This is a genomic window from Ruegeria sp. BF12, assembly GCF_056538705.1.
The window spans coordinates 166,626-189,006 of record NZ_JBQFTP010000003.1 but is presented as its reverse complement, the minus strand read 5'-3'; the positions used below and the strand labels follow the sequence as shown (position 1 = coordinate 189,006).

The following is a 22,381-nucleotide window of genomic DNA, read 5'->3' as shown; positions in this document are numbered from 1 at the left end:
CTTTACTCCGGTATCGCGGTTGGTCTCTATATGGGTAAAGATTGGCCCGGGCTCAAGGTTGACTTGCCCCGCTAACCCCGGGCAATGAGACGCATATGCAGGCTGTTCTGAATTTCCCCGATTTGTCGCCCGAATTGTTCTCGATCTCGCTGTTCGGGATGGAGTTCGCATTACGGTGGTACGCGCTGGCCTATATCGCCGGCATTTTGATCGCATGGCGTATGGGAGCCATGGCGTTGAAGCGGCCTGCCCTGTGGCCCGATCAAACACCCCCGATGAAGCCGCAGCAGTTGGAGGACCTGATCACGTGGATCATCCTCGGCGTGATTCTGGGCGGACGGCTGGGATTCGTTCTGTTTTACCAGCCCAGCTATTACCTGTCGCACCCGCTGGAGATTCTGAAAATCTGGCAAGGCGGCATGGCATTTCACGGTGGTCTATTGGGGGTCGTGGTCGCTACGATTCTGTACGCGCGGCGTCATCAGATACCGATTTTGTCGCTGGCCGATCTGGTCGCACACACGGTGCCGCCCGGGCTACTGCTTGGACGACTGGCCAATTTCATCAATGCCGAGCTTTGGGGACGGCCCAGCGAATTGCCCTGGGCTGTGATCTTCCCCGGCGCGGCCGCACAGGATTGCCCCGGCGTCGTCGCGGGGATGTGCGCACGACACCCCTCGCAGCTGTACGAAGCCGCGCTGGAGGGTTTGCTCCTGGGTGCAGTTCTTTTGTGGATGGCCTATCGACGCGGGGCGTTTCACAAACCAGGCCTTGTGATGGGGGTGTTTCTTGCCGGGTATGGTGCGTCGCGGTTCATTGTCGAGTTCTTCCGCCAACCTGATGCACAGTTCGTCTCGCCCGGTAATCCGCTGGGGCTGGCGTGGCACGTGGGCGGATATGGGCTGACGATGGGACAATTGCTGTCGCTGCCAATGATCGCGCTCGGCCTGTGGTTTGCCTTGCGCGCGCGACGGGTAACATGAGCTTGAAAGATCACCTTCTGGCGCACATCGCGCTGAACGGACCGCTGAGCGTCGCCGAATATATGACCGAATGCCTGCTGCATCCGGAATTCGGCTATTACACCACACGCGACCCGCTGGGCGCGCAAGGGGATTTCATCACCGCGCCGGAAATCTCTCAGATGTTCGGAGAACTGATCGGCCTAGGCCTGGCGCAAAGCTGGATGGACCAAGGAAAGCCGGAAAGCTTTGTGCTGGCCGAACTTGGTCCGGGACGCGGCACCCTGATGGCAGACATCCTACGTGCGACCCACGGCGTACCGGGTTTTCACTCGGCCGCGCAGATCGTACTGTTTGAGGCCTCGCCCGCCTTGCGGGACATTCAGAGGCAGGCACTCAGGGCACACGAACCACTCTGGATCGACTCGGTTGCGGACCTCCCCGAAGCGCCTTTGTTTCTGGTGGCAAACGAGTTCTTTGACGCCCTGCCCGTGCGCCAATTCATACGGGACGGCCATGGCTGGCGAGAACGGCTGATCGGCGCAGAAGGCGAATCGCTGACTTACGGGTTGGGGCCGCACGCGGCTCAGGTGGCGCTGAACGATAGGATTGTGGACACCGAAGACGGTGATCTCGTCGAGCTTTGTGCCGCTGCAATTCCGATTCTGACAGTGGTCGCAGGCCGGATCGCCTCGCATGGAGGGGCCGCGCTGATCGTGGATTACGGCGACTGGCGTTCGCTGGGCGATACATTTCAAGCCCTTCAAGCGCATGAACGTGCGGACCCGCTGGAGACACCAGGTCAGGCGGATCTGACCGCCCATGTGGACTTTGAGCCGCTTGCTCTTGCCGCGCGCGCTGCCGGGTGCGCCCATACCCGGCTGACGCCTCAGGGCGTGTTTCTGGAGCGCCTGGGAATCACCGCGCGCGCGCAAGCTCTGGCCACGCCGCTCGGCGGGTCTGAGCTTGAGACACTGGTCGCTGCACATCGCCGGTTGACGCACCCCGAGGAAATGGGAAACCTGTTCAAAGTACTGGGTCTCTACCCCTCTTATGCTGCATCTCCACCGGGACTGGAATCATGACACTGGAAATTCTGACCTCGGACATCCTATCCCCTGTCCGCCACGGTTTCTTCAGCCGACGCGGAGGTGCATCGTCCGGAATCTTCAAGGGTTTGAACTGCGGGTACGGATCCTCTGACCAGACCGAAGCAGTGACGATCAATCGCCAGCGCGTAGCCGCGGCGATGGAGGTCGAACCGGACGCCCTAGTCAGCGTGCATCAGGTTCATTCGCCAACTGTTCTGACGGTGGACAGTCCGTTTAACGAGGACAAACCAAAGGCCGACGCCGTAGTGACGGCAACCCCGGGCCTGGCGCTGACGATTCTAACGGCGGATTGCCAACCTGTCCTTTTCGCTGATCCTGACGCCAAAGTCATCGGAGCCGCACACGCCGGCTGGCGCGGCGCACTGGACGGTGTCCTTGAAGCGACGGTGGACGCGATGGAATCGCTGGGTGCTCAGAGAGAGAACATCGTCGCCGTAATTGGGCCGACAATATCGCAACGCGCTTATGAAGTTGGTCCGGACTTTCTTGATGAATTCGTCGCGGAGTCGCCGGAAAACTTAAGGTTCTTTGCAAATGGAGAAGGCGACCGGCTACAGTTCGACCTACCCGCATTTGGTTTGCACAGGTTGCGTCAGGCGGGCGTAGGTCAGGCCGAATGGACCCGGCACTGCACCTATTCGGATCCGGACAGATTCTATTCCTACCGCCGGTCCATTCACGCAAAACAGGCTGACTACGGCCGCCTGATTTCGGCCATTAAATTATAGCCCTCGCCTGAAATGTGGCAATTTCGCCGCTTTTTTGCCACATTTTTTGTGTCTTCTGAGTCGAGACATTTTGATTTTTATTGTCCACGCTCAGGTGCTTATCAATCGATTTTCCAGCAGCGTGCGACAGTTCGAAAAAAGAGGAACTGCCAACCTTCAATATTCCTGATTTCATCCCGGATCAGCCATACCGGCGCCGCATTGGCCCGTCACATTGGTTCGACAGAGGAAATCGGGGCGTTCGCTCCCAATACGAGCAGGAACAAAAAAATGAAGGTAAAATCTCGCTTTCTCAGTGCCGTCGTTGCGGCCACAAGAAAGCAGGCACCGGAGATGCCGTGGAAACGGGTTTCCAGCAGTTCGGTCAGAGTCGCACGCCGTCTGGCAACCCGACGCTGACCAAAAGCCCAGGGACCACGCTGCCGGCTCCTGGGGTTAAGAAACACATCGGAGGGGTGCTCCGAGCCGATGTGTGACCTGTCGCTAAGATTTCCAGCGGCAAGGATATGGGGCGTGTGTGCGTGGGCAATTTCCGCCTGCGGTGTAGTGAGTTTGTCTGGGGGGTCAGTATGTTGACCAAAGATATGCGAATTTTAATCGCGTCGCGGCGCCGGTACGGCGTTCGCCCTGTGGTCTTCATCTCATTCAAGACAAAAAAGAGACCGATCAGGCGGCCCTGTACGGAGGGTTTCACCTGTCTGAACGGTTATTAGAGGGGACGGAATACCAATGACGATTCCACATTCCTTGGCCCGCGCGGCCAGAAATGCCGTCGAAACATCGGCAATGCTGCGCGAACGCTCAAGGGCAAATCCAAGGCCAAAAGCGCAACTGCGGCGCTATGAGGTCAGTTCCTTGATGCCAAACGGAGATGTTTCGCAAACGCGCCATATCGCCCCGGCACTGTCGATGTTCGAAGACGCCTTTTGCGCCTTTACGCGTGGATCGCTGGTTGAAACGGAAACTGGTCCACTAGCGATCGAAGATCTGTTGCCGGGCAATACCGTTCTGACGCAGGACGGAAGTTCGCAGACCGTGTTGTGGAAGGGATCTGTGACCCTGATTCCGGGCCGCGAAGATTCGCGGGGTCGGACACGACCGCTGACTCGGATCATGGCGGACACATTCGGAATGCAAAAACCGATGTCCGGCGTCATTGCGGGACCCGCTGCGCGCTTGCTGGGTACGCCCGCGCACATGCGGCATCTGCACGGGGGCAGTGAAATTCTGACTCCGGTCCATGAGTTCCAAGACGGCATGAGCGTGATCGAAACGCTGCCGCCGACACCGATCGAGCTGTTTCACATCTGCCTGAAGCGCCATTCGGTCATCAAAGTCGACGGCCTGCAATTTGAATCTTACCATCCCGGCATCAACGCCGTGCGCCAGGTAAGCCACTCGCTACGGTCGATTTATCTGAACCTGTTCGCACACATCGAATCACCAAACGACTTTGGCCCGCTGATTCTGCCGCGCGCCGGTGACGGAGAGATAGATGCGATCACGGCCTGATACCCGATGATAACTGCAATGTGGGGGCATTATGCAGCTGATAATTAGTTGGATTCTAACCTTGACGGTCGCAGCTTTTCTGCCGCCGTCAAAACCGCAAAGCAAACGGATGATGTTTACGCCGTCCGGCTCATTCGTTCTTCGAGAACATCGAAGGGAACGCCGGGCTCGTCTTTTGCGCCGCGGATAACAAGCGACGTTTTGACACTGGCCACGTTTGGTGTGGTCAACAGTTCGCCCGTCAGAAACTGCTGAAAACTGCTCAGATCGGGGGCGACACATTTCAGGATAAAGTCCACTTCGCCATTCAACATGTGGCATTCACGGACCAAGGGCCATTCGCGGCAGCGTTCCTCGAACGCATTGAGCTCGGTTTCCGCCTGGCTTTCCAGCCCCACCATGGCAAAGACCTGAACCTCGAACCCCAGTTCGCGCGCGTTCACGTCGGCATGATAACCGCGGATAAATCCAGATTCCTCAAGTGTACGCACACGCCGCAGGCACGGCGGCGCGGAAATTCCCACACGTTTTGCCAGCTCGACGTTGGTCATACGACCGTCGGCCTGCAATTCTGCCAGAATCTTTCGGTCAATCTCATCCAGCCGTATCGCGACCATGAAATGCTCCTAGTTTTTCGGTTGTTATATCAGCACCCGATCAATGCGCAATTATCTTTCGTACATGCGCAATATTCCACATTTTCAATGTCCTTTAATTTGGGCACTCTTCCCCGGATGCATAGCGGGTAGACGAAACGAAGGGGGTTTAAGCCCTGCGCGGCGGTCGCTATATCCATCCGTCAGGGGCTATGCGCCCGCATCAGGCAGATCGAGTTGGGGGTACCATGGCCGAAACACGACACACCAAGGTTTTGATCATCGGATCGGGACCGGCCGGTTATACGGCCGGCGTCTACGCCAGCCGCGCAATGCTGGAGCCTATTCTAGTTCAGGGGATCGAACCCGGTGGCCAACTGACCACGACCACGGATGTCGAAAACTACCCCGGCTTCACTGAAGTTCAGGGCCCCGACCTGATGATCAAGATGCAGGATCACGCCAAGGCGATGGGCTGTGAAGTCATTGGCGATATCATTAGCGACCTGGATGTCAGCAAACGCCCATTCACCGCAAAGGGTGATAATGGCACGACGTACACTGCCGATGCCGTTATTCTGGCCACCGGCGCACGCGCCAAATGGTTGGGCCTGCCCTCAGAAGAGAAATTCAAGGGGTTTGGCGTTTCGGCCTGTGCCACCTGCGACGGTTTTTTCTATCGCGGGCAGGAAATCGTGGTGATCGGCGGCGGCAACACCGCAGTCGAAGAGGCGTTGTTCCTGACCAATTTCGCCAGCAAGGTCACTCTGATTCACCGCCGGGATGAATTGCGGGCCGAGAAAATTCTGCAGGACCGTCTGCTGAAGAACGAAAAGATAGAACCACTTTGGTTCCACGAACTGGACGAAGTGATCGGGACTGACGCCCCGCTGGGTGTCGAAGGCGTGCGTGTCAAAAACGTAAAAACCGGCGAGATCACAGAAATCCCGTGTAAGGGTGTCTTCGTTGCCATCGGTCACGCCCCGGCCAACGAACTGGTCAAGGATTCGCTGGAAACCCATATGGGTGGCTATGTCGTGACCAAGCCGGGCACCACCGAAACCTCGGTGCCGGGGATTTTCGCGGCAGGCGACCTGACCGACCACGTTTATCGCCAGGCCGTGACCAGCGCCGGCATGGGCTGCATGGCCGCTCTGGACGCCGAGCGTTTTCTGGCCGAGCAGGAGTAATCCGGTGCTGGAATTTTCCGGCCCGGTCTGGAGAATTCTGTTTCTATCACAAATGGACGCCCCTCTGACCCCCGCGCGGGCACCCGAGGGGCGTTTTCACTATTCGGGACAGACAGCTCTGTATGCCTCGCTCAGCGCAGAAGGTGCCGGCGTCGCCATTCGGCGATATGTCTCGCCCAGCGACCTGCCGAGGGTCATACAACAAGCGCACATAACCGGCGCAAAGCTATACGACTTGCGAGGGCAGAGCGACGCGTCGATCGTCTGGCAAGGCATTCACGAAGAGCAGGGCACCTCTCCGACATGGCGATACTCTGACCGGGCCAGAGACGCGGGCGCTGACGGGTTGCTTTACAGCTCGCGTTCACGCCCGGAACTCAGCCATATCGTCCTGTTCGATACCTCTCCTGCCCTCATCCGCGTAGATGCGCCTGCACAAGCTTGGGTGCCGCCCTATTCGCAACGTGCGCTTGACCGCTAAGCTGCCACGTATCAGACTCGGATTACGGCGAGACAGATGCAGGTGACCTGATTGAAAAGTGTTCTTTGGCAAGGCAGCTGGGCGACCCGGCTGAGGATCGGCAGCGGTCTGATTCTGTTTGCCTTTGCGTTCTTTCACTTCATCAACATCGGTCTGGGTCTGTTCCACACCGATTACCTACACGACATGCAGGATGCCCGGCACGTCATCACCCGCCACGATATTGGCAGTGTGATCCTATATGCCGCGCTGTTCATACACGCAGGGCTGGCGCTGTATTCGATCAGCCAGCGCCGGACATTGCGGATGCCGTTCAGCACCGGATTGCAGGTTATTCTGGGGCTGTTGATCCCGCTGCAATTGATCTCGCACATTGTCCAGACACGCTATGCCAACACGGTCTACGATGTGAATGACGAGATGGGGTACATCATCGTTCTGATGTGGCCCAGCTATGCGGTCTGGTTGCAAAGCCTGCTTTTGTTGGTGGTATGGGTACATGGCTGTATCGGGCTGCACATGTGGTTAAGGCTGACCCGCTGGTGGTCCAATACTGTGCCTTATCTGATTGGCGTGGCGGTGTTCATTCCGACATTTGCCCTTACCGGATTGTTGACGGAAGGGCGCCGGATCTGGGCCGATTTTGCAGACCCATTTTTACGTGAGCAATATATTGAGCATTACAACTGGCCTTCTCCCGAAGAATTTCAGGCCCTCTTCAGTGTAAAAGACAATGCGCTGATGGCCTTCTGGCTGGCTTTGGGCGCAACTATGGCCGTATTTGTGATCCGCAAACTTTGGCGTCGCAGGCATTCTGTGCGCGTCAAATACCTTGAAGGCCCAGAAGTCGTTGCAGAAAAGGGCATGACCCTGCTTGAGATTTCACAGGCCAATGGAATTCCGCACACCGCTTTGTGTGGTGGCAAGGGCCGATGCACGACCTGCCGTGTGATTGTCGAAGATGGCGCGGATCAATTGCCCGAGCCCAGCGACATCGAAGCGCGTAGCCTTGCGGCCGTCAGCGCACCGGAAGGAGCGCGTCTGGCTTGCCAAATCCGCCCGACCGAACCGATCACGGCCTTTCGCATGTTCCGTCCGGATGGCGCGAGGCACCGGGCACATGCAAGCCAGGGTCAGGAACGGCAATTGGCGGTGCTGTTTCTGGACATGCGCGGCTTTACCTCGCGCACAGCTGGTCAGTTGCCCTATGATATCGTTTTCCTGCTGAACCGCTTTTTCGATGCCATCGTTCCGGCAATTACGGCCGAGGGCGGCGTGGTCGACAAATACATGGGAGATGGCCTACTGGCGGTTTTCGAAACGGCCGACGCCCAAAGCTCGGCCCGCGCCGGGATGAAGGCCGCCACAGATATCAGTCTTGCGCTGAAACGGTTCAACCAGCAGTTGGAAACCGAAGGCAGCCCTCGGATTCGCATTGGAATGGGCTTGCATCTTGGAGATTTGGTGCTGGGCGAGATCGGCGCCGCCGGCCATGCCGCTCGCACGATCATCGGTGACACGGTCAACGTCGCCAGCCGATTGGAAGCTGAAACCAAAAAGCTGGGCTGCGAACTTCTGGTCTCGGAAGAGTTGTTGCTGGCTGCAGGATATGAGGGCGACATGCGGCAGGTTCAGTGCTTCGAGCTGCGCGGCGTGACGTGCCCGATTCCCGCCCTGCCCGTCCAGAACGCTGCAGACCTGATCACAAGTGTCGCCGCATAGGAACACTCTCTCTCGAACCGGGCGCATTGTTGCCCATCCCAGGGACCAGCTTCGCCAATTTCTACAGAAACAGGAATATCCTTCCATTCCGCGGAAAAACCGCGCATATCGTCCTTTGTTTAACCACACTATATGGACTTCAAGCAAAAGCCGGGGCAAACGCCCTTTAAACAACGGCAAAACAGCACTTTGACAAGAGTATTCCAATGACAATGTTAAGTAATCTGGCCCCGATCTCCGAACTGTATGTCTCGTACGACTCGGCGCAGAAACTGAAGGTGGAAGCCGCCGATCTGACCAGCTGGGATCTGAGCCCGCGTCAGATCTGTGACCTGGAATTGCTGATGAATGGCGGGTTCAATCCGCTCAAAGGGTTCCTCAGCGAGGCGGACTACGACAACGTTGTCGAGAACATGCGGCTGGCTGACGGCACCCTGTGGCCGATGCCCATCACACTGGATGTCGACGAGGCATTTGCCGACACCATCGAGCTAGGTCAGGACATCGCGTTGCGCGACCAGGAAGGCGTCATTCTGGGCACCATGACCGTTACCGACCGCTGGACCCCGGACAAGGCGCGCGAGGCCGAAAAGGTCTTTGGCGCGAATGACGAAGCCCACCCGGCGGTAAACTACCTGCACAACGTCGCGGGCAAGGTGTATCTGGGTGGCCCCGTGGTCGGCATCCAACAACCCGTCCACTACGACTTCCGCGCTCGTCGTGATACTCCGAACGAACTTCGTGCCTATTTCCGCAAGGTCGGTTGGCGCCGCATCGTCGCGTTCCAGACCCGTAACCCGCTGCACCGTGCGCACCAGGAACTGACCTTCCGCGCCGCCAAAGAAGCGCAGGCCAACCTGTTGATCCATCCGGTCGTGGGCATGACCAAACCGGGCGATGTGGACCACTTCACCCGCGTACGCTGCTACGAGGCGGTGCTGGACAAATACCCGGCCTCGACCACATCGATGTCGCTGCTGAATCTGGCAATGCGCATGGCTGGCCCGCGCGAGGCGGTTTGGCACGGGCTGATCCGCGCAAACCACGGCTGCACCCACTTTATTGTCGGGCGTGACCATGCCGGTCCGGGCAAAAACAGCCAGGGCGAAGATTTTTATGGCCCCTATGATGCGCAAGACCTGTTCCGCCAGTATCAGGACGAAATCGGCATCGAGATGGTCGATTTCAAACACATGGTCTACGTCCAGGAACGCGCCCAGTATGAGCCGAATGATGAAATCCATGACAAGGACAACGTCACCATCCTGAACATCTCGGGAACCGAGCTCCGCCGCCGTCTGCGCGAAGGGCTGGAAATCCCCGAGTGGTTCTCATTCCCCGAAGTTGTGCAGGAACTGCGCAATCGCTTCCCGCCGCGTTCGCAGCAAGGGTTCACCGTGTTCTTCACGGGCTTCTCGGGTTCGGGGAAATCGACCATTGCCAACGCTTTGATGGTCAAGCTGATGGAAACGGGCGATCGTCCGGTTACCTTGCTGGATGGTGATATCGTTCGAAAAAACCTGTCATCCGAGCTTGGCTTCTCCAAAGAACACCGCGACTTGAACATTCGCCGCATCGGCTACGTGGCCAGCGAAATCACCAAGAACGGCGGTATCGCGATCTGCGCGCCCATCGCGCCTTATGCGACCACTCGCCGCGCAGTTCGTGAAGAGATCGAACAGTTCGGCGCATTCTGCGAGGTTCACGTGGCCACCAGCCTTGAGGAATGCGAACGCCGTGACCGCAAAGGTCTGTACAAGCTGGCGCGCGAAGGCAAGATCAAAGAGTTCACCGGCATCTCGGACCCGTACGATGTGCCTGAGGCCCCTGAGTTGAGCGTTGAGACCGAGAACGTCGAGGTCGACAACTGCGCCCACCAGGTCCTCTTGAAACTGGAAAGCATGGGTCTGATTGCGGCATCGTAAGTCAGCCCTGACTTCAACAAACAAAGCGGCCCTCGGTGGCCGCTTTTTTGTGCCGGATTGACAAGCGCGCCCTGCCTTGCTGCAAATACGGGAACAGTTCAAAGCGCAAAGTGCCCATGACCCGAGACCTGCCTGCAATCGCCAGTTTCTGGTTCGGATCAGACCTGAGCTGGCTCGAGGCGCTGTGCATTCAATCCTATCTCGACAACGGCCACCGGTTCATTCTGTATACCGCGCAGGACATCAAGGGCGTTCCCAACGGCGTCGAGATACGTCCTGCGGGCGACATCCTCTGGCCAGCACCGTTTGAACTCCGCGTTGAGGACAGGCAAGGGGTTGCGGTGTTTTCCGACATCTTCCGGCTGCGGCTCATGCAAAAGACGCAGTTCATCTGGGTCGATCTGGATGCCTATTGCGTGAAACCCTTCGCGTTCTCATCGCCATACGTTTTCGGTTGCTCGCATGCAGGGAACTATCCCAACGGTGTGCTGCGCCTGCCTGAGAACTCGGAAACACTGGCCCTGACGTATGAATTTGTGACGTCGGCCAACCCCACCCAACCCTGGCGGGGCGGCAGGTTGTATCGCCGCAATCGCCGACGTATCCGAAACGGCGAAACCTGGGGCATCGAGTCCCTTCCATGGGGCAGTTCAGGCCCCAAAGCGTTAGAGTTCTTTTTGCGACAAACCGGCGAAGAGAGCCACGCGATGCATGCCGGTGTATTCTATCCATTGGCGACCGAGGATTTGTGGAAACTGCACGACCCGCGCATTCTGACGACCGAAATCGAACGCGACGCGGTTCATTCGGTCCATGTTTATGGGCACCAGAAAAAACTGTTGGCGAACAAAGCTGCCGGACTGCCCGTCGTGGGATCCTATCTGCACCGGCTCTGCGAACGCCACGGTGTCGAACCTTCGGCCAGTCCGATCCTGCCCGTCGGATGGCTGGCGCCTCGGCCAGCGGGCCGCTAGGTCGAGTTTATCTGGTCCCTCAATGTGCGCACCGCTCGGCCTTCAAAGTCGCCGTATTCAGCCGCCTTGTCCTGAACGGCCTTCAGGTGCGGCAGCCGCTGGTTATAGTCGTCTGCGGATAAGCCGTTGATTGCCTGCCGAATATCGGCCTCGGACTCGCACAGGATCATGCCCCCGGTATCCATGAAATCACCAATGTTCGGGCAACCCCAATAGATTGGAACCGTCGAACAAAGGATCGCGTCCGTCAGCTTTTCCGAGAAATAGTTCTTCTCACGCACATTCTCGATAACCACCGAATAACGATACGGGGCCAGACCGTCGGACTTGCGATCAAACGGCGTATAGCCGCGGCCCATGATATCCACGTCAGCGGTCGATTTACGCACCCAGTCTATTACGGAATGACGCAGTTGATGCCCTTCGAGATCGCGTTTGGCCGAAGCGATCAGCGAACAGGATTTGGTCTTTTCATCATTTAGGTCACGCCATTCCGGAACCATCGTGACTCCGTAGGGCAAAAACACCGCGTTCGGGATACTCTGCAGCAACGCGTCGTGGAAGGTCATCACCCGAAAGAACCGCCGCCACGTATAGCGCAGCATCCGATCATGCTTGGCATGGATGGCGGATGGCTCACCCATCATCAGTGAAATCTGCGCACGGGTTCCCCGGCGCAGACGCAGATGCACGGTCGAATTGGGATACATGATCAGGTGATCGGTGCGTTCCAGATCGCCAACCGTTTTGCCTGTCAGCCGACCCGGGCACCTTTCGGGCCAGGTCAACTCGGACAAGGGAACCGAGGATAGTTTTGGCCCCAGACGGTGCCCATAGGGCAGGATGGCGATCGCGGCTTTGGTCATTGCAGTTGCTCAGGCAGGTCGACCTGACCGCGCATCAGGACAAAGCCGCGGCCTGCAACCTTGATACCAGCCATTGCATCCGCTGGCCCGACACGCGTGACGGTCGCCTGACCAGGACGGCCCATGTCATGGCCTTGCTCGGCGGTAAAAGTATCCTTTGGCATCAACCCGTACTTCCAAAGATAGGCCGCCATGGCTCCGGTGGCGGATCCGGTGAACGGATCTTCGGGCGGGTTGGGTGGCAACATCAGCAGGCGCGAGAAAGTGTCACCCGCCTCGGTCGCACCTTTCAATGTAACAAGGAAGGGCTCGGCCATGTCCGATCCGGAATATCCTCCGGCTTCGATCACCTTACGCAAAGGTTCTTCGGCCAGCTTCGCGGCGCGCAACGCTTCGTGATCGCGCAGCAGGGTGACGCAGAATGGCAACCCAGTAGAAACCATCTGCGGCGGCGAAATGATCGCGCTTTCAGGCAGGCCGATAGCTGCGGCAACCAAATCGGCGGGAACCACGGTGCCGAATTGCGGCGCGATCTGCGTCATCTCGATCTCATTGCCGTTCAGTCGGATCGACACGATCCCCGCCCCTGTCTCCAGCGTCAGCGCATCGCCCTGAACCAGTCCGCGTGACTGCATAGCCGCGACAGTTGCGATAGTCGGGTGTCCGGCAAAAGGGATTTCACGGCTGGCAAGAAAGTAACGCACACGGATGTCGGCGACGTCTGAGGGCCCGGTGAATGTGCATTCAACTAACGAGGTCTCGCGCACATAGGCGGTACAGACATCTTCGGGCAGGACGGCTCCGCCATGGACTACGGCGCAGCCGTTACCGCCAAAAGCGCGGTCGCTGAAGGCGTCCACCCAGTCATATTCAAACCAGCTCATTTATGGTGCCTCCGCCCTGCGAACCTTTTTTTGGTTCGCATATCTCACCCGCTGGGCGGCAGATGTCACGGGAAAATCGCGGAAAGCGGGGCCGTTTCAGTGAACGGCCACCGGTGAGAAGTCGTGTTCGCGTGCCAGAACGAAGGCCAGCTTGCGGTCGGCGACCAGTGCCAGTTGCTGACCATCGGAGTCATGCACGGCGTAGAGCTGGTCCAGATCACCGGCCTGTTCGCGCACTTCGCGCGGTAGGTCAGCAACGTCGACAGCTTTTACGTATACGATCCGGTCGCCTTCGGCGTTGATTTCAATCTGTGTATTCATTGCTCTTACCCCTTTCGTATATTGATTGTCTGAACCACGGTTTCCGGCACGGCACGGGTCAGGTCCACATGAAGCAGACCGTTTTCCATAATCGCCTCGCCCACCTCGACACCGTCGGCCAGCACGAACATGCGCTGGAACTGACGCGCCGCGATGCCGCGATGCAGAAAGATACGCCCCTCGCTGTCGTCGCGTTGACGGCCCCGGATCACCAACTGGCGATCCTCGATGGTAATCGACAGGTCCTCTTCCGCAAAACCGGCCACTGCCAGCGTGATGCGATAGGAAAAATCCGAGGTCTGTTCGATGTTATAGGGCGGGTATCCTTCGTTGCCAGCCTTTGCAGACCGTTCCAGAAGGCGCTCCAACTGCTCGAACCCAAGAAGATGCGGGTATGAGCCAAGAGTAAGTTTTGACACGTATTCTCGTCCTTTATTGCCAAAGCGACGTGTGGTGCGGCCCCGTTCTGGCAACCGCGTACGATAGAATATGGGAATATGCGGGGATGTCCACAAGGTCTGGCCGGATAAACCCTGACACACTATCTTGTGTGGAAAGCACCACAATAAAGACCGAGTCGCCCATGAACGCGCCCACTGATATTTCGATGAAAACAGATGAAGTTCTGCGGGTAGAGCTTGAGGTCTTTCGGCGTCAGCACCGCGATCTGGACGAAGCGATCGAGGCGTTGCAGGCCAAAGGCACATCCGATCAGCTGACCATCAAAAGGCTAAAAAAGCAGAAACTGCGCCTTAAAGACATTATTCGCCTGATCGAAGATCGCCTGACCCCGGATATCATCGCCTGAATCCCTTGTACCGCATTGCCAGACAGGCCGATTTGGCTATAGTGCGCGCTCTTTCGGAAGGCAGGGGCGCAAGCGGATGAGCGATGTGAAAGTGGGGATCATCATGGGCAGCCAGTCGGACTGGCCCACGATGAAAGAAGCCGCAGATATTCTGGATGAACTGGGCATTGCGTATGAAAAGCGCATCGTTTCGGCCCACCGCACGCCTGATCGTTTGTGGGACTACGGCAAGACCGCCGTTCAACGCGGCTTGCACGTCATAATTGCGGGCGCTGGTGGTGCTGCGCATCTGCCAGGAATGATGGCGTCGAAGACGCGCGTGCCAGTAATCGGCGTACCCGTCCAGACGCGCGCCCTGTCCGGTGTCGATTCGCTTTATTCCATTGTGCAGATGCCGAAGGGCTTCCCTGTGGCGACCATGGCAATTGGGTCCGCCGGCGGTGCAAATGCCGGTCTGATGGCGGCCGGCATCCTGGCCTTGCAGGACGCGGCGCTGGCCGACCGGCTGGACGCATGGCGTGAGGCCCTGTCAGCTTCGATCCCCGAGGAACCGCAGGGATGAGCCGGATCGGCTTCATCGGTACCGGACATATTGCGGCGCCTATCGCGCGTTTTTTGGCGGCCAAAGGCCACGACATTACCGTGACCGAACGAAACATCAGTGTGTCTGCTGAACTAAAGGCCGAAATCGGCGTCACCGTAGCCAGCCCCCAAGCGGTTATCGATGACTCAGAGATCGTGTTCCTGTGTCTGCGCCCTCAAATCGCGGCAGAGGTCCTGGAGCCGCTTAGGTTTCAAGCGGATCAGCAAATCGTATCCGTAATGGCGGCTGTATCCGCCGATCAACTTTCTACTCTGTGCTCGCCAGCGACAGATTTCGTGCAAACAATTCCGCTGGGTTTTCTTCAGCAAGGCGGGTGCCCGCTAGCAGCCTTTGGCAACGACGTTCTGCTGGCCGAGTTGTTCGAACCCCAGAACCCGGTCGTGAAAGTAAACGATGAGGCTGCGCTGAACGCGCATTTTGCCATCTGTGCGATGGTTCCCGGCATTCTGGACGTGATGGCCACCGGCGCGGAGTGGTTGGCAGCACAAACCGGCGACGCGGACGCGTCGGAGTTTTACACAACGCAGCTGTTGTCCGGTTTTCTAAGTACGATGCAGACCGGGAAGGCTGGTCGTCTGGCCGAAGAGCGCGACGCGCTGGCGACGGATGGAACGCTCAGCCTTCAGATGACGCAGGCATTGCATGCGGGCAAAGCGCATGATGCGCTGCGCTCGGCCCTGGAGGCGATTGGGAAAAGGTTGGAGACAGACTGATGACAAACATGCTCGCTCCGGGTGCGCGAATTGGGATTCTGGGCGGTGGTCAATTGGGCCGGATGCTGTCGGTGGCAGCCTCTCGGCTGGGCTTTGCGACCCATATCTTCGAGCCCGGCGCCAACCCGCCCGCGGGTCAGGTGGCTGATCATGTGACCACTGCGGCTTACGACGATGCGGAGGCGCTGAAGGCGTTTGCCGAGTCCGTTGATGTCATCACCTATGAATTCGAGAACATCCCGACCGAGGCGCTGGATCTGCTCGAAGCCCACCGCCCCATCCGACCGGGACGTGAGGCGTTGCGTGTCAGTCAGGACCGGCTGACCGAGAAGAACTTTCTGGCCGGTCTGGGCCTGAGGACCGCTCCGTTTGCGGACATTACGGATCTGGACAGCCTGAAGGCAGCGATTGACCAAATTGGCACACCGGCAATCCTGAAGACACGTCGTTTTGGCTATGACGGCAAGGGACAGGCCCGGTTACGCAGTCCCGAGGATGCCGAGGCGGCCTTGGCAGACATGGCCGGAGCGCCTGCAATCCTCGAAGGGTTCGTAAATTTCAGCCATGAGGTATCGGTCATTGCCGCCCGAGGCGTTGACGGTCAGGTGGCTTGTTTCGACCCCGGTGAAAACGTGCACCGCGATGGTATCCTGCACACGACAACCGTCCCTGCCCGCCTTGCCCCGGCGCAGCGAACCGATGCCGTGCTGCTGGCTGCCAATATCCTGAACGCGCTGGACTATGTCGGCGTGATGGGGGTTGAGTTGTTCGTGACACCGCAGGGCCTGATCGTGAACGAGATTGCGCCACGTGTACACAACTCGGGCCACTGGACGCAGAACGGCTGTGCGGTGGATCAGTTCGAGCAGCACATCCGCGCGGTGGCTGGATGGCCACTGGGCGATGGGCAACGTCACTCTGACGTCGTTATGGAGAACCTGATCGGAAACGATATGGATCGCGTACCGGAGCTGGCCCGGGAGCGTGACGTCGCCCTACACCTATATGGTAAAGCCGAAGTCAAGGCAGGTCGCAAGATGGGGCACTTCAACCGCGTCTCGCGGTGAATTAGCCCACGAACCGCGCGGCGATATCGCCAGACATAAAGCTGACCCGCCCGCCTGAAAGCGTGGCGGCGACGCGGTGGGATTTTGCATCGAGGATCACCACATCCGCGCGTTGCCCGGGCGCAAGCGTTCCTCTGTCCTGCATGCCCAGAACCCGCGCCGGGCCAGACGAAAGCAGTGCCCACGCCCCTGCCAGATCCATCAAACCCGATTTGGCCAGCAATAGTGCTGCTCGTCGCGGACTGGGATAGTGATAGTCAGACGCCAGAGCATCGCACAATCCCATCGTGATCAGGTCGAGAGCACTGACATTGCCTTTGTGCGATCCCCCACGAACAACGTTGGGTGACCCCAGAATGATATGATCTCCGGCGGCACGCGCGGCCTCTGCCGCCTCAAGCGTTTCGGGAAATTCGGCAATCTGAGCCCCACGTGCCCGCCATTCGGCGCGGGTTTTGGCGGTTGAGTCATCATGGCTGCCCATGCGGACACCCTGTTCCGCCAATGACCTGCAAAGTGCGTCCAAAGCAGCCGGGACCTCATCCCGGCGGGCATGCATGGACAGCAACATCTCAAAATGCACTTCCGGATTTCGACCGGCCTTGAGCGCTTGCCCCGTCAGGCGCGGCGGTTTACGGCCTTCGGCAAGCCGGTCATGAGGCAGGTGGTCGTTGAACACGACGTAGGGCACCTGCCAAGCGGCGATACGATCGGGCAAGTCCGGGTAGTCGTCCAGCATATGGGTTTCGAACCGCAATTGCGGAAGCAGATCGGTCACGACGCGATCTTTGACCGACGCGATCGCATCGAATACCTGTCCCGCGAATTCGGGGCCGCGTACACCGCCTTCCCAACTATGGAACTGAGCCAGAACCGCGGTTGTGATACCATTGGCGGCCAGCTCTGCTTCGACCGCCAGAATGCCCTCATCCATCTGCTTCATCGCGCCTCGTCGCGGAGCGATGTGGCGTTCGAACCCGTCCCCATGCAGATCAATGATTCCTGGCAAGACCAGATAACCTGAAAGGTCTACCTTGCGCTCCGCACCATCGGCCTGCACGACACCTTCGGCAAAAGACAAGTCTGCACGCGTCAGGCCTTGGTCCGGCAGCAGAACCTCTGCGCCGGTCAGCGTCAGGGTGAGTGAAGTCATTGAGAGGGCTCCGAAGCGGGTTCCGAGCAATCCTGCCCGATGCAAATTTCGTCGATGATATCCATCACGCCATCCAGCCAGGTGATCTGCGGATCGAACTGTCCGAACTCAATGAAGTGCAACGCCTGCGCCATCACGCGAGGGTTGTTCATCATGAATGTATGGGTCACGGGCAAAACGATGTGGTCTGCCATCCCCTCGACCTTGGTGGTTTCCACCGAAACTTTCCCGTCATCCGACCCATCGATCATCGAGGAAAACAACGGGTTCAGCGAATTCTCCCCCGCGATCACCCCCAGTTCGAAGTCGACAGGCGGCAGTTGCCTCGGGATTCCTTCGGGGCCCGTTCCCAGCGCCAGACCGGCGGGGCCGTGCAGCATGCCGAACACCTCATACGCACCAAGCTCGTCCACCAACTGGCTGCCCTGATTGGGCGGCCCCAGCATGACAACGCGGCCCAGATTGTCAGGATGGTTGTCCTGCATCCAATAGCGCAACAGAATACCACCCATCGAATGTGCTATCACGTTCACAGTGTCGTCCCCGCATTCCGCAAAGGCATGAGGCAGGGTCTGCGTCGCCAGTTCCGGAATGGGCAGGTCAGTTGACGGATAGCCCGGTCGAACAACAGTGTAGCCGTGCGCCTTGAACAGTTGCTCCATGACGGTAAAGGATGCCTCGGTCCGAGCCAGCCCGTGCAGCAGCACGACGCATTTCGCGTGCGCGAGGGTCGGAGCCAATATCAGAAAGAGGGCGAGAAAATAGCGCATATCCGCCAGATAAGGACAAAAGACGCCCGAATAAACCCCTAGCGCGGGGTCGCTCGCAGAACGGCCAGCGCAATCCCGCCCAGAACCAGTGCGGCACCCAAGAACAAGCGCAGGCTGGCGGTTTCGCCAAGCAGGATAATACCGGCGACAATGGCGATGATCGGAACGCTGAGTTGTACGACTGCAGCCGTTGTGGGGGTCAACTGCCGCAAGACGCGATACCAAAGCGCATAACCCAATCCCGAGGTGATGCCACCCGACAGCGCGGACAGAACGTACCCACTGGCCGTCATGTTCCAGACCCCGCCGGTCGCCAGCAAGGCCAGCGCTGTCATGGGTAGCGCGACGACGAAATTGGCGGCCGTCCCGGACAACGCGTCCGGCTCGGACTTGCCAACAAGCGAATAGACCCCCCAGCCCACACCCGCAGCAATCATCAACGCGGCCCCAACCAGGTTGACCTGCACCGCCCCGGACGGCCACAGCACGTAAGCCAGGCCTAATAAAGCGATCGCCGCACCCGCGATCTGCCGACTGGTCGGCATAACACCTGTGATCGACACCACCGTGAACATCGTGATCTGCACCACCGCAAACAGGATCAGCGCACCCAGACCGGCATCCAGGGTCAGATAGGCGACCGAGAACCCGATCATGTACAAGGACAAAGATCCTGCGCCCGCAATTCTGCGGTGGTTAATCAAGGGCAGATGCCCCCCTCTCAGGAAAACCAGCCCGGCCAGAACCACGGCCCCAGCCAGAACGCGCACAACGGCAAAGGTCATGGGATCACTGGCACCGCTGTCTATCGCAAGACGGTTCAGGATTGAGTTGGCCGCAAAGGCGCACATCGTAAGTGAGGTGAGTAGAAGCAGTCTCATATCAGCCGCATAGTGGTTTCACTGTTCCTTGGACACTCACATTCCTGCGCGAGACTTGAAACACAAAAAACGGGGCCGCCTGAAGGCGACCCCGCTGAACTGTGTTGGGGCTTTCCCTTTCGGCAGCCTGGCCTGGCGGCCAAGCGCCTGTCGGTATCAGCAGAATTTCCTGACGGAAATTCGCCGTTCTTACATCATGCCGCCCATGCCGCCCATGTCGGGCATGCCGCCAGCGGCAGGTGCGTCTTTCTGCGGCTTGTCGGCAACCATCGCTTCGGTGGTGACCAGCAGGCCAGCAACCGATGCCGCATCTTCCAGAGCGGTACGGACAACTTTGGCCGGGTCGATCACGCCGAACGAGAACATGTCGCCATACTCTTCGGTCTGTGCGTTAAAGCCGAATGCTGCGTCAGCGGATTCACGGACTTTGCCAGCAACAACCGCACCGTCGACACCTGCGTTCTCAGCGATCTGGCGCAGCGGCGCTTCGATTGCCTTACGAACGATGTTGATGCCTGCGTCCTGATCAGCGTTTGCACCCTTCAGATCTTCCAGTGCTTTACCGGCCTGAACCAGGGCAACACCACCGCCGACAACAACGCCTTCCTGAACAGCAGCGCGAGTTGCGTTCAGAGCATCGTCCACACGGTCCTTACGCTCTTTCACTTCAACTTCGGTCATGCCGCCGACGCGGATAACGGCAACACCGCCTGCCAGTTTGGCAACGCGCTCTTGCAGTTTCTCACGGTCGTAGTCCGACGAGGTTTCTTCGATCTGAGTGCGGATCTGAGCAACACGTGCTTCGATCTCGGCTTTCTCGCCAGCACCGTCGACGATGGTGGTTTCGTCTTTGGTGATTTCGATTTTCTTGGCGGTGCCCAGCATGTCCATGGTGACGGACTCGAGCTTCATGCCCAGATCTTCCGAGATGACCTGACCACCGGTCAGGATCGCGATGTCCTGCAGCATGGCTTTGCGGCGATCACCGAAGCCCGGTGCTTTGACAGCAGCAATTTTCAGGCCGCCGCGCAGTTTGTTGACAACCAGAGTTGCCAGCGCTTCGCCTTCAACATCCTCGGCAATGATCAGCAGCGGCTTTTGCGACTGGATCACCTGCTCGAGCAGCGGAACCATCGGCTGCAGCGAGGACAGTTTCTTTTCGTGCAGCAGGATCATGCAGTCGTCGAGCTCTGCGATCATCTTGTCTGCGTTGGTGACGAAGTAAGGCGACAGGTAGCCACGGTCGAACTGCATACCTTCGACAACATCTGTCTCGGTTTCCAGACCTTTGTTTTCTTCGACGGTGATGACGCCTTCGTTGCCAACCTTCTGCATCGCGTCTGCGATCTGCTGGCCAATTTCGGCTTCGCCGTTGGCCGAAATGGTGCCAACCTGAGCAACTTCTGCCGAGTCTTTGACTTCGCGCGAAGCCGACTTGATGCCTTCAACAACCTTGGCAGTTGCCAGGTCGATGCCGCGCTTCAGGTCCATCGGGTTCAGGCCCGCTGCAACCTGCTTCAGACCTTCTTTGACGATGGCCTGTGCCAGAACGGTTGCGGTGGTGGTACCGTCGCCTGCTTCGTCATTGGTGCGGCTGGCGACTTCTTTCACCATCTGCGCGCCCATGTTTTCGAACTTGTCTTCCAGTTCGATTTCCTTGGCAACCGAAACACCGTCTTTGGTGATGCGCGGCGCGCCGAAGGATTTGTCCAGAACCACGTTGCGGCCTTTGGGGCCCAGGGTCACTTTAACCGCGTCAGCCAGGATGTTGACACCCTTCAGCATACGGTTGCGGGCATCGGTGTCGAACTTGACGTCCTTTGCAGCCATGTCGTTTCTCCTTGAGAAAATGTATTGGAAAGAAGATCAGAGAAGCGCGCGGGCCTACTCGATGATCCCCATGATGTCGCTTTCTTTCATCATCAGCAGCTCTTCGCCGCCGACGTTGACCTCGGTGCCCGACCATTTGCCGAACAGGATCTTGTCGCCAGCTTTTACAGCCATTGCGATCAGTTCGCCGCTGTCCTTGCGTGCGCCTTCGCCAGTTGCGACGACTTCGCCTTCGCTGGGCTTTTCTTTTGCGCTATCGGGAATGATCAGACCACCAGCGGTTTTTTCGTCGCTTTCGGTACGGCGAACCAGCACGCGGTCATGAAGCGGTTTCAATGCCATCTTTGCAGCTCCTTGGGCTCAAAGTTTGTTTATCCTCCCCTCGCCATCTGGCGAGGCGTTAGCACTCAAGGGTAGAGAGTGATAACGACGAATAGCTAGGGGGTCAGAAACCCCGAGTCAACAAGCTGTGATGGATTTTTTTTTACAGCGGGGCTCAGCTGATCTCTTCCCAGCTATAAGCCCAGTGTTTCAAGCCTTCCTGCCCGGTGCCGGTCAGGCAATAGACGCCCTTTTCAACCTTCTCAAACCAACCGTAGTGATTGTCCCGCATCAAACGCGTAGCCCCGGACACACCAGTCGCCTTGGCAACCTCTGATCCCTTGGTGGCTCCGCATTCAGCCAGATGGGCAGCACATTTCAGGGCATCCTGACGATAGGCCGTCACAATCCCATGCCGGGTGGCCCCTCCGGCATTGGGGTCGCCCTGCAACCGGTCGAATTCGCGCAGCAGCCTCGCGGCTTTTGCCTTGTTCTTGCGTGGCGCATAGGGTCCGGGGTCACATTGGACTTCGACCGCACCATCACTTCGCACGGTGATCAGCCCAAGGCCAAGCCTGCGGCACAGCGCCAAATTATCCTTCAGCGCGCGCCGCGCGGTTCGACCCTTTGGCTTGCACACGCCGATATAGACCAGGTCGGTCACCTTGAGCCGCGTGACGGCCTGATGAAACAGCGCAAGTGAGAACCGCAGCTTCAACTCAACAATCACCGGTTCACCGCCATCGCGAAAAGCAACGATATCGGCTGCGCCGACTTCGCCTTTGACGGTGTATCCCTGACGCTCTAGCAGCGCCTTGATCGGAGGGTATAAATCCTGCTCGCGGTTCATCCTGCCATGCTATGCAAATTTGCCGCGAACGCCAGACATCACCTGTGAGCGGGTTGAACAGGTAGCTGGACCAAGGCAATGTCGCGACAACACTTATGGTTCCGGGATAAT

General features: G+C 58.4%; 24 protein-coding genes. 13 read left to right on the top strand and 11 right to left on the bottom strand.

Annotated elements, in window-relative coordinates; all coding sequences use genetic code 11:
* Positions 1-95 precede the first annotated feature (95 nt).
* The 4 genes from lgt to ACR0J0_RS06515 all read left to right on the top strand — a co-directional run bounded on the left by lgt (position 96) and on the right by ACR0J0_RS06515 (position 4,314).
* Positions 96-983 (top strand): prolipoprotein diacylglyceryl transferase, encoded by an 888-nt coding sequence (gene lgt / locus ACR0J0_RS06530; RefSeq protein ID WP_480662244.1) that lies wholly within the window; start codon positions 96-98, stop codon positions 981-983.
* Complete coding sequence (locus tag ACR0J0_RS06525) at positions 980-2,047, top strand: class I SAM-dependent methyltransferase (protein WP_480662242.1); 1,068 nt, start codon at positions 980-982, stop codon at positions 2,045-2,047. The genes lgt and ACR0J0_RS06525 overlap by 4 nt, the downstream gene beginning before the upstream one ends.
* A complete protein-coding gene (gene pgeF / locus ACR0J0_RS06520) occupies positions 2,044-2,802 on the top strand; it encodes a peptidoglycan editing factor PgeF (RefSeq protein WP_480662240.1) in 759 nt (252 codons plus the stop codon). The genes ACR0J0_RS06525 and pgeF overlap by 4 nt, the downstream gene beginning before the upstream one ends.
* A 729-nt stretch (positions 2,803-3,531) precedes the next feature.
* Positions 3,532-4,314, top strand: coding sequence for a Hint domain-containing protein (locus tag ACR0J0_RS06515; RefSeq protein ID WP_480662238.1), 783 nt, complete (start codon positions 3,532-3,534; stop codon positions 4,312-4,314).
* A gap of 116 nt (positions 4,315-4,430) precedes the next feature.
* Here ACR0J0_RS06515 and ACR0J0_RS06510 read toward each other — a convergent pair whose 3' ends face one another.
* Complete coding sequence (locus ACR0J0_RS06510; RefSeq protein ID WP_480662236.1) at positions 4,431-4,931, bottom strand: Lrp/AsnC family transcriptional regulator; 501 nt, start codon at positions 4,929-4,931, stop codon at positions 4,431-4,433.
* A 227-nt stretch (positions 4,932-5,158) separates the two neighbouring features.
* On the opposite strand from ACR0J0_RS06510, the gene trxB reads away from it, so the two are divergent.
* The 5 genes from trxB (at position 5,159) to ACR0J0_RS06485 (ending at position 11,202) form a co-directional block, all read left to right on the top strand.
* On the top strand, positions 5,159-6,100 hold the full coding sequence (gene trxB, locus ACR0J0_RS06505; RefSeq protein WP_480662235.1) for a thioredoxin-disulfide reductase: 942 nt from the start codon (positions 5,159-5,161) through the stop codon (positions 6,098-6,100).
* A gap of 4 nt (positions 6,101-6,104) precedes the next feature.
* Positions 6,105-6,581, top strand: a complete 477-nt coding sequence (locus ACR0J0_RS06500; protein ID WP_480662233.1) for an RES family NAD+ phosphorylase — start codon at positions 6,105-6,107, stop codon at positions 6,579-6,581.
* A gap of 51 nt (positions 6,582-6,632) precedes the next feature.
* A complete protein-coding gene (locus tag ACR0J0_RS06495) occupies positions 6,633-8,303 on the top strand; it encodes an adenylate/guanylate cyclase domain-containing protein (protein ID WP_480662231.1) in 1,671 nt (556 codons plus the stop codon).
* A gap of 206 nt (positions 8,304-8,509) precedes the next feature.
* Positions 8,510-10,228 (top strand): bifunctional sulfate adenylyltransferase/adenylylsulfate kinase, encoded by a 1,719-nt coding sequence (locus ACR0J0_RS06490; protein WP_480662229.1) that lies wholly within the window; start codon positions 8,510-8,512, stop codon positions 10,226-10,228.
* A 116-nt stretch (positions 10,229-10,344) separates the two neighbouring features.
* The gene (locus tag ACR0J0_RS06485; protein ID WP_480662227.1) at positions 10,345-11,202 is read left to right on the top strand and encodes a hypothetical protein; all 858 of its coding nucleotides are present in this window, start codon (positions 10,345-10,347) and stop codon (positions 11,200-11,202) included.
* Here the strand turns inward: ACR0J0_RS06485 and ACR0J0_RS06480 are convergent.
* From ACR0J0_RS06480 to ACR0J0_RS06465, 4 genes are all read right to left on the bottom strand, one after another.
* Positions 11,199-12,068: a glycosyltransferase family 10 domain-containing protein gene (locus ACR0J0_RS06480; RefSeq protein WP_480662225.1), complete on the bottom strand. Its 870-nt coding sequence runs from the start codon at positions 12,066-12,068 to the stop codon at positions 11,199-11,201. The two genes, ACR0J0_RS06485 and ACR0J0_RS06480, sit on opposite strands and share 4 nt — an antisense overlap.
* Entirely contained in the window at positions 12,065-12,952 is an 888-nt protein-coding gene (locus ACR0J0_RS06475) for a PhzF family phenazine biosynthesis protein (RefSeq protein ID WP_480662223.1), read from the bottom strand. The genes ACR0J0_RS06480 and ACR0J0_RS06475 overlap by 4 nt, the downstream gene beginning before the upstream one ends.
* A gap of 96 nt (positions 12,953-13,048) precedes the next feature.
* Positions 13,049-13,273 carry a DUF1150 family protein gene (locus ACR0J0_RS06470; protein WP_239337440.1) on the bottom strand — a complete coding sequence of 75 codons (225 nt, stop codon included), beginning with the start codon at positions 13,271-13,273 and terminating at the stop codon, positions 13,049-13,051.
* A 5-nt stretch (positions 13,274-13,278) separates the two neighbouring features.
* Positions 13,279-13,692, bottom strand: coding sequence for an Hsp20 family protein (locus tag ACR0J0_RS06465; RefSeq protein WP_058275530.1), 414 nt, complete (start codon positions 13,690-13,692; stop codon positions 13,279-13,281).
* Positions 13,693-13,856: 164 nt separating this feature from the next.
* Between ACR0J0_RS06465 and ACR0J0_RS06460 the strand changes: the two genes are divergently transcribed.
* The 4 genes from ACR0J0_RS06460 to ACR0J0_RS06445 all read left to right on the top strand — a co-directional run bounded on the left by ACR0J0_RS06460 (position 13,857) and on the right by ACR0J0_RS06445 (position 16,465).
* On the top strand, positions 13,857-14,081 hold the full coding sequence (locus ACR0J0_RS06460; protein WP_170478426.1) for a YdcH family protein: 225 nt from the start codon (positions 13,857-13,859) through the stop codon (positions 14,079-14,081).
* 76 nt (positions 14,082-14,157) lie between these two features.
* A complete protein-coding gene (purE, locus tag ACR0J0_RS06455) occupies positions 14,158-14,643 on the top strand; it encodes a 5-(carboxyamino)imidazole ribonucleotide mutase (protein WP_480662221.1) in 486 nt (161 codons plus the stop codon).
* Positions 14,640-15,398, top strand: coding sequence for an NAD(P)-binding domain-containing protein (locus tag ACR0J0_RS06450; protein ID WP_480662219.1), 759 nt, complete (start codon positions 14,640-14,642; stop codon positions 15,396-15,398). The genes purE and ACR0J0_RS06450 overlap by 4 nt, the downstream gene beginning before the upstream one ends.
* Positions 15,398-16,465 (top strand): 5-(carboxyamino)imidazole ribonucleotide synthase, encoded by a 1,068-nt coding sequence (locus tag ACR0J0_RS06445; RefSeq protein ID WP_480662217.1) that lies wholly within the window; start codon positions 15,398-15,400, stop codon positions 16,463-16,465. Before ACR0J0_RS06450 ends, ACR0J0_RS06445 begins: the two co-directional genes overlap by 1 nt.
* 1 nt (position 16,466) lies before the next feature.
* On the opposite strand, the gene ACR0J0_RS06440 is transcribed toward ACR0J0_RS06445, so the two are convergent.
* From ACR0J0_RS06440 to ACR0J0_RS06415, 6 genes are all read right to left on the bottom strand, one after another.
* A complete protein-coding gene (locus tag ACR0J0_RS06440; protein WP_480662215.1) occupies positions 16,467-17,618 on the bottom strand; it encodes an alpha-D-ribose 1-methylphosphonate 5-triphosphate diphosphatase in 1,152 nt (383 codons plus the stop codon).
* Positions 17,615-18,388: an alpha/beta fold hydrolase gene (locus tag ACR0J0_RS06435; RefSeq protein WP_480662213.1), complete on the bottom strand. Its 774-nt coding sequence runs from the start codon at positions 18,386-18,388 to the stop codon at positions 17,615-17,617. Before ACR0J0_RS06435 ends, ACR0J0_RS06440 begins: the two co-directional genes overlap by 4 nt.
* Positions 18,389-18,426: 38 nt before the next feature.
* Complete coding sequence (locus tag ACR0J0_RS06430) at positions 18,427-19,269, bottom strand: DMT family transporter (RefSeq protein ID WP_480662211.1); 843 nt, start codon at positions 19,267-19,269, stop codon at positions 18,427-18,429.
* Between the two features lie 189 nt (positions 19,270-19,458).
* The gene (gene groL / locus ACR0J0_RS06425) at positions 19,459-21,099 is read right to left on the bottom strand and encodes a chaperonin GroEL (protein WP_480662209.1); all 1,641 of its coding nucleotides are present in this window, start codon (positions 21,097-21,099) and stop codon (positions 19,459-19,461) included.
* 54 nt (positions 21,100-21,153) lie between these two features.
* Positions 21,154-21,441, bottom strand: coding sequence for a co-chaperone GroES (locus tag ACR0J0_RS06420; RefSeq protein ID WP_008757222.1), 288 nt, complete (start codon positions 21,439-21,441; stop codon positions 21,154-21,156).
* Positions 21,442-21,595: 154 nt separating this feature from the next.
* On the bottom strand, positions 21,596-22,270 hold the full coding sequence (locus ACR0J0_RS06415; RefSeq protein WP_480662207.1) for a DUF2161 domain-containing phosphodiesterase: 675 nt from the start codon (positions 22,268-22,270) through the stop codon (positions 21,596-21,598).
* Positions 22,271-22,381: the final 111 nt, after the last annotated feature.

Excerpts from the sequence above, each read along its gene's own strand:
- lgt (WP_480662244.1), top strand. The coding sequence starts at position 96 with ATGCAGGCTGTTCTGAATTTCCCCGATTTGTCGCCCGAATTGTTCTCG.
- ACR0J0_RS06525 (WP_480662242.1), top strand. The coding sequence starts at position 980 with ATGAGCTTGAAAGATCACCTTCTGGCGCACATCGCGCTGAACGGACCG.
- pgeF (WP_480662240.1), top strand. The coding sequence starts at position 2,044 with ATGACACTGGAAATTCTGACCTCGGACATCCTATCCCCTGTCCGCCAC.
- ACR0J0_RS06515 (WP_480662238.1), top strand. The coding sequence starts at position 3,532 with ATGACGATTCCACATTCCTTGGCCCGCGCGGCCAGAAATGCCGTCGAA.
- ACR0J0_RS06510 (WP_480662236.1), bottom strand. The coding sequence starts at position 4,931 with ATGGTCGCGATACGGCTGGATGAGATTGACCGAAAGATTCTGGCAGAA.
- trxB (WP_480662235.1), top strand. The coding sequence starts at position 5,159 with ATGGCCGAAACACGACACACCAAGGTTTTGATCATCGGATCGGGACCG.
- ACR0J0_RS06490 (WP_480662229.1), top strand. The coding sequence starts at position 8,510 with ATGACAATGTTAAGTAATCTGGCCCCGATCTCCGAACTGTATGTCTCG.
- ACR0J0_RS06485 (WP_480662227.1), top strand. The coding sequence starts at position 10,345 with ATGACCCGAGACCTGCCTGCAATCGCCAGTTTCTGGTTCGGATCAGAC.
- ACR0J0_RS06480 (WP_480662225.1), bottom strand. The coding sequence starts at position 12,068 with ATGACCAAAGCCGCGATCGCCATCCTGCCCTATGGGCACCGTCTGGGG.
- ACR0J0_RS06475 (WP_480662223.1), bottom strand. The coding sequence starts at position 12,952 with ATGAGCTGGTTTGAATATGACTGGGTGGACGCCTTCAGCGACCGCGCT.
- ACR0J0_RS06470 (WP_239337440.1), bottom strand. The coding sequence starts at position 13,273 with ATGAATACACAGATTGAAATCAACGCCGAAGGCGACCGGATCGTATAC.
- ACR0J0_RS06460 (WP_170478426.1), top strand. The coding sequence starts at position 13,857 with ATGAACGCGCCCACTGATATTTCGATGAAAACAGATGAAGTTCTGCGG.
- purE (WP_480662221.1), top strand. The coding sequence starts at position 14,158 with ATGAGCGATGTGAAAGTGGGGATCATCATGGGCAGCCAGTCGGACTGG.
- ACR0J0_RS06450 (WP_480662219.1), top strand. The coding sequence starts at position 14,640 with ATGAGCCGGATCGGCTTCATCGGTACCGGACATATTGCGGCGCCTATC.
- ACR0J0_RS06445 (WP_480662217.1), top strand. The coding sequence starts at position 15,398 with ATGACAAACATGCTCGCTCCGGGTGCGCGAATTGGGATTCTGGGCGGT.
- ACR0J0_RS06440 (WP_480662215.1), bottom strand. The coding sequence starts at position 17,618 with ATGACTTCACTCACCCTGACGCTGACCGGCGCAGAGGTTCTGCTGCCG.
- ACR0J0_RS06435 (WP_480662213.1), bottom strand. The coding sequence starts at position 18,388 with ATGCGCTATTTTCTCGCCCTCTTTCTGATATTGGCTCCGACCCTCGCG.
- ACR0J0_RS06430 (WP_480662211.1), bottom strand. The coding sequence starts at position 19,269 with ATGAGACTGCTTCTACTCACCTCACTTACGATGTGCGCCTTTGCGGCC.
- groL (WP_480662209.1), bottom strand. The coding sequence starts at position 21,099 with ATGGCTGCAAAGGACGTCAAGTTCGACACCGATGCCCGCAACCGTATG.
- ACR0J0_RS06420 (WP_008757222.1), bottom strand. The coding sequence starts at position 21,441 with ATGGCATTGAAACCGCTTCATGACCGCGTGCTGGTTCGCCGTACCGAA.
- ACR0J0_RS06415 (WP_480662207.1), bottom strand. The coding sequence starts at position 22,270 with ATGAACCGCGAGCAGGATTTATACCCTCCGATCAAGGCGCTGCTAGAG.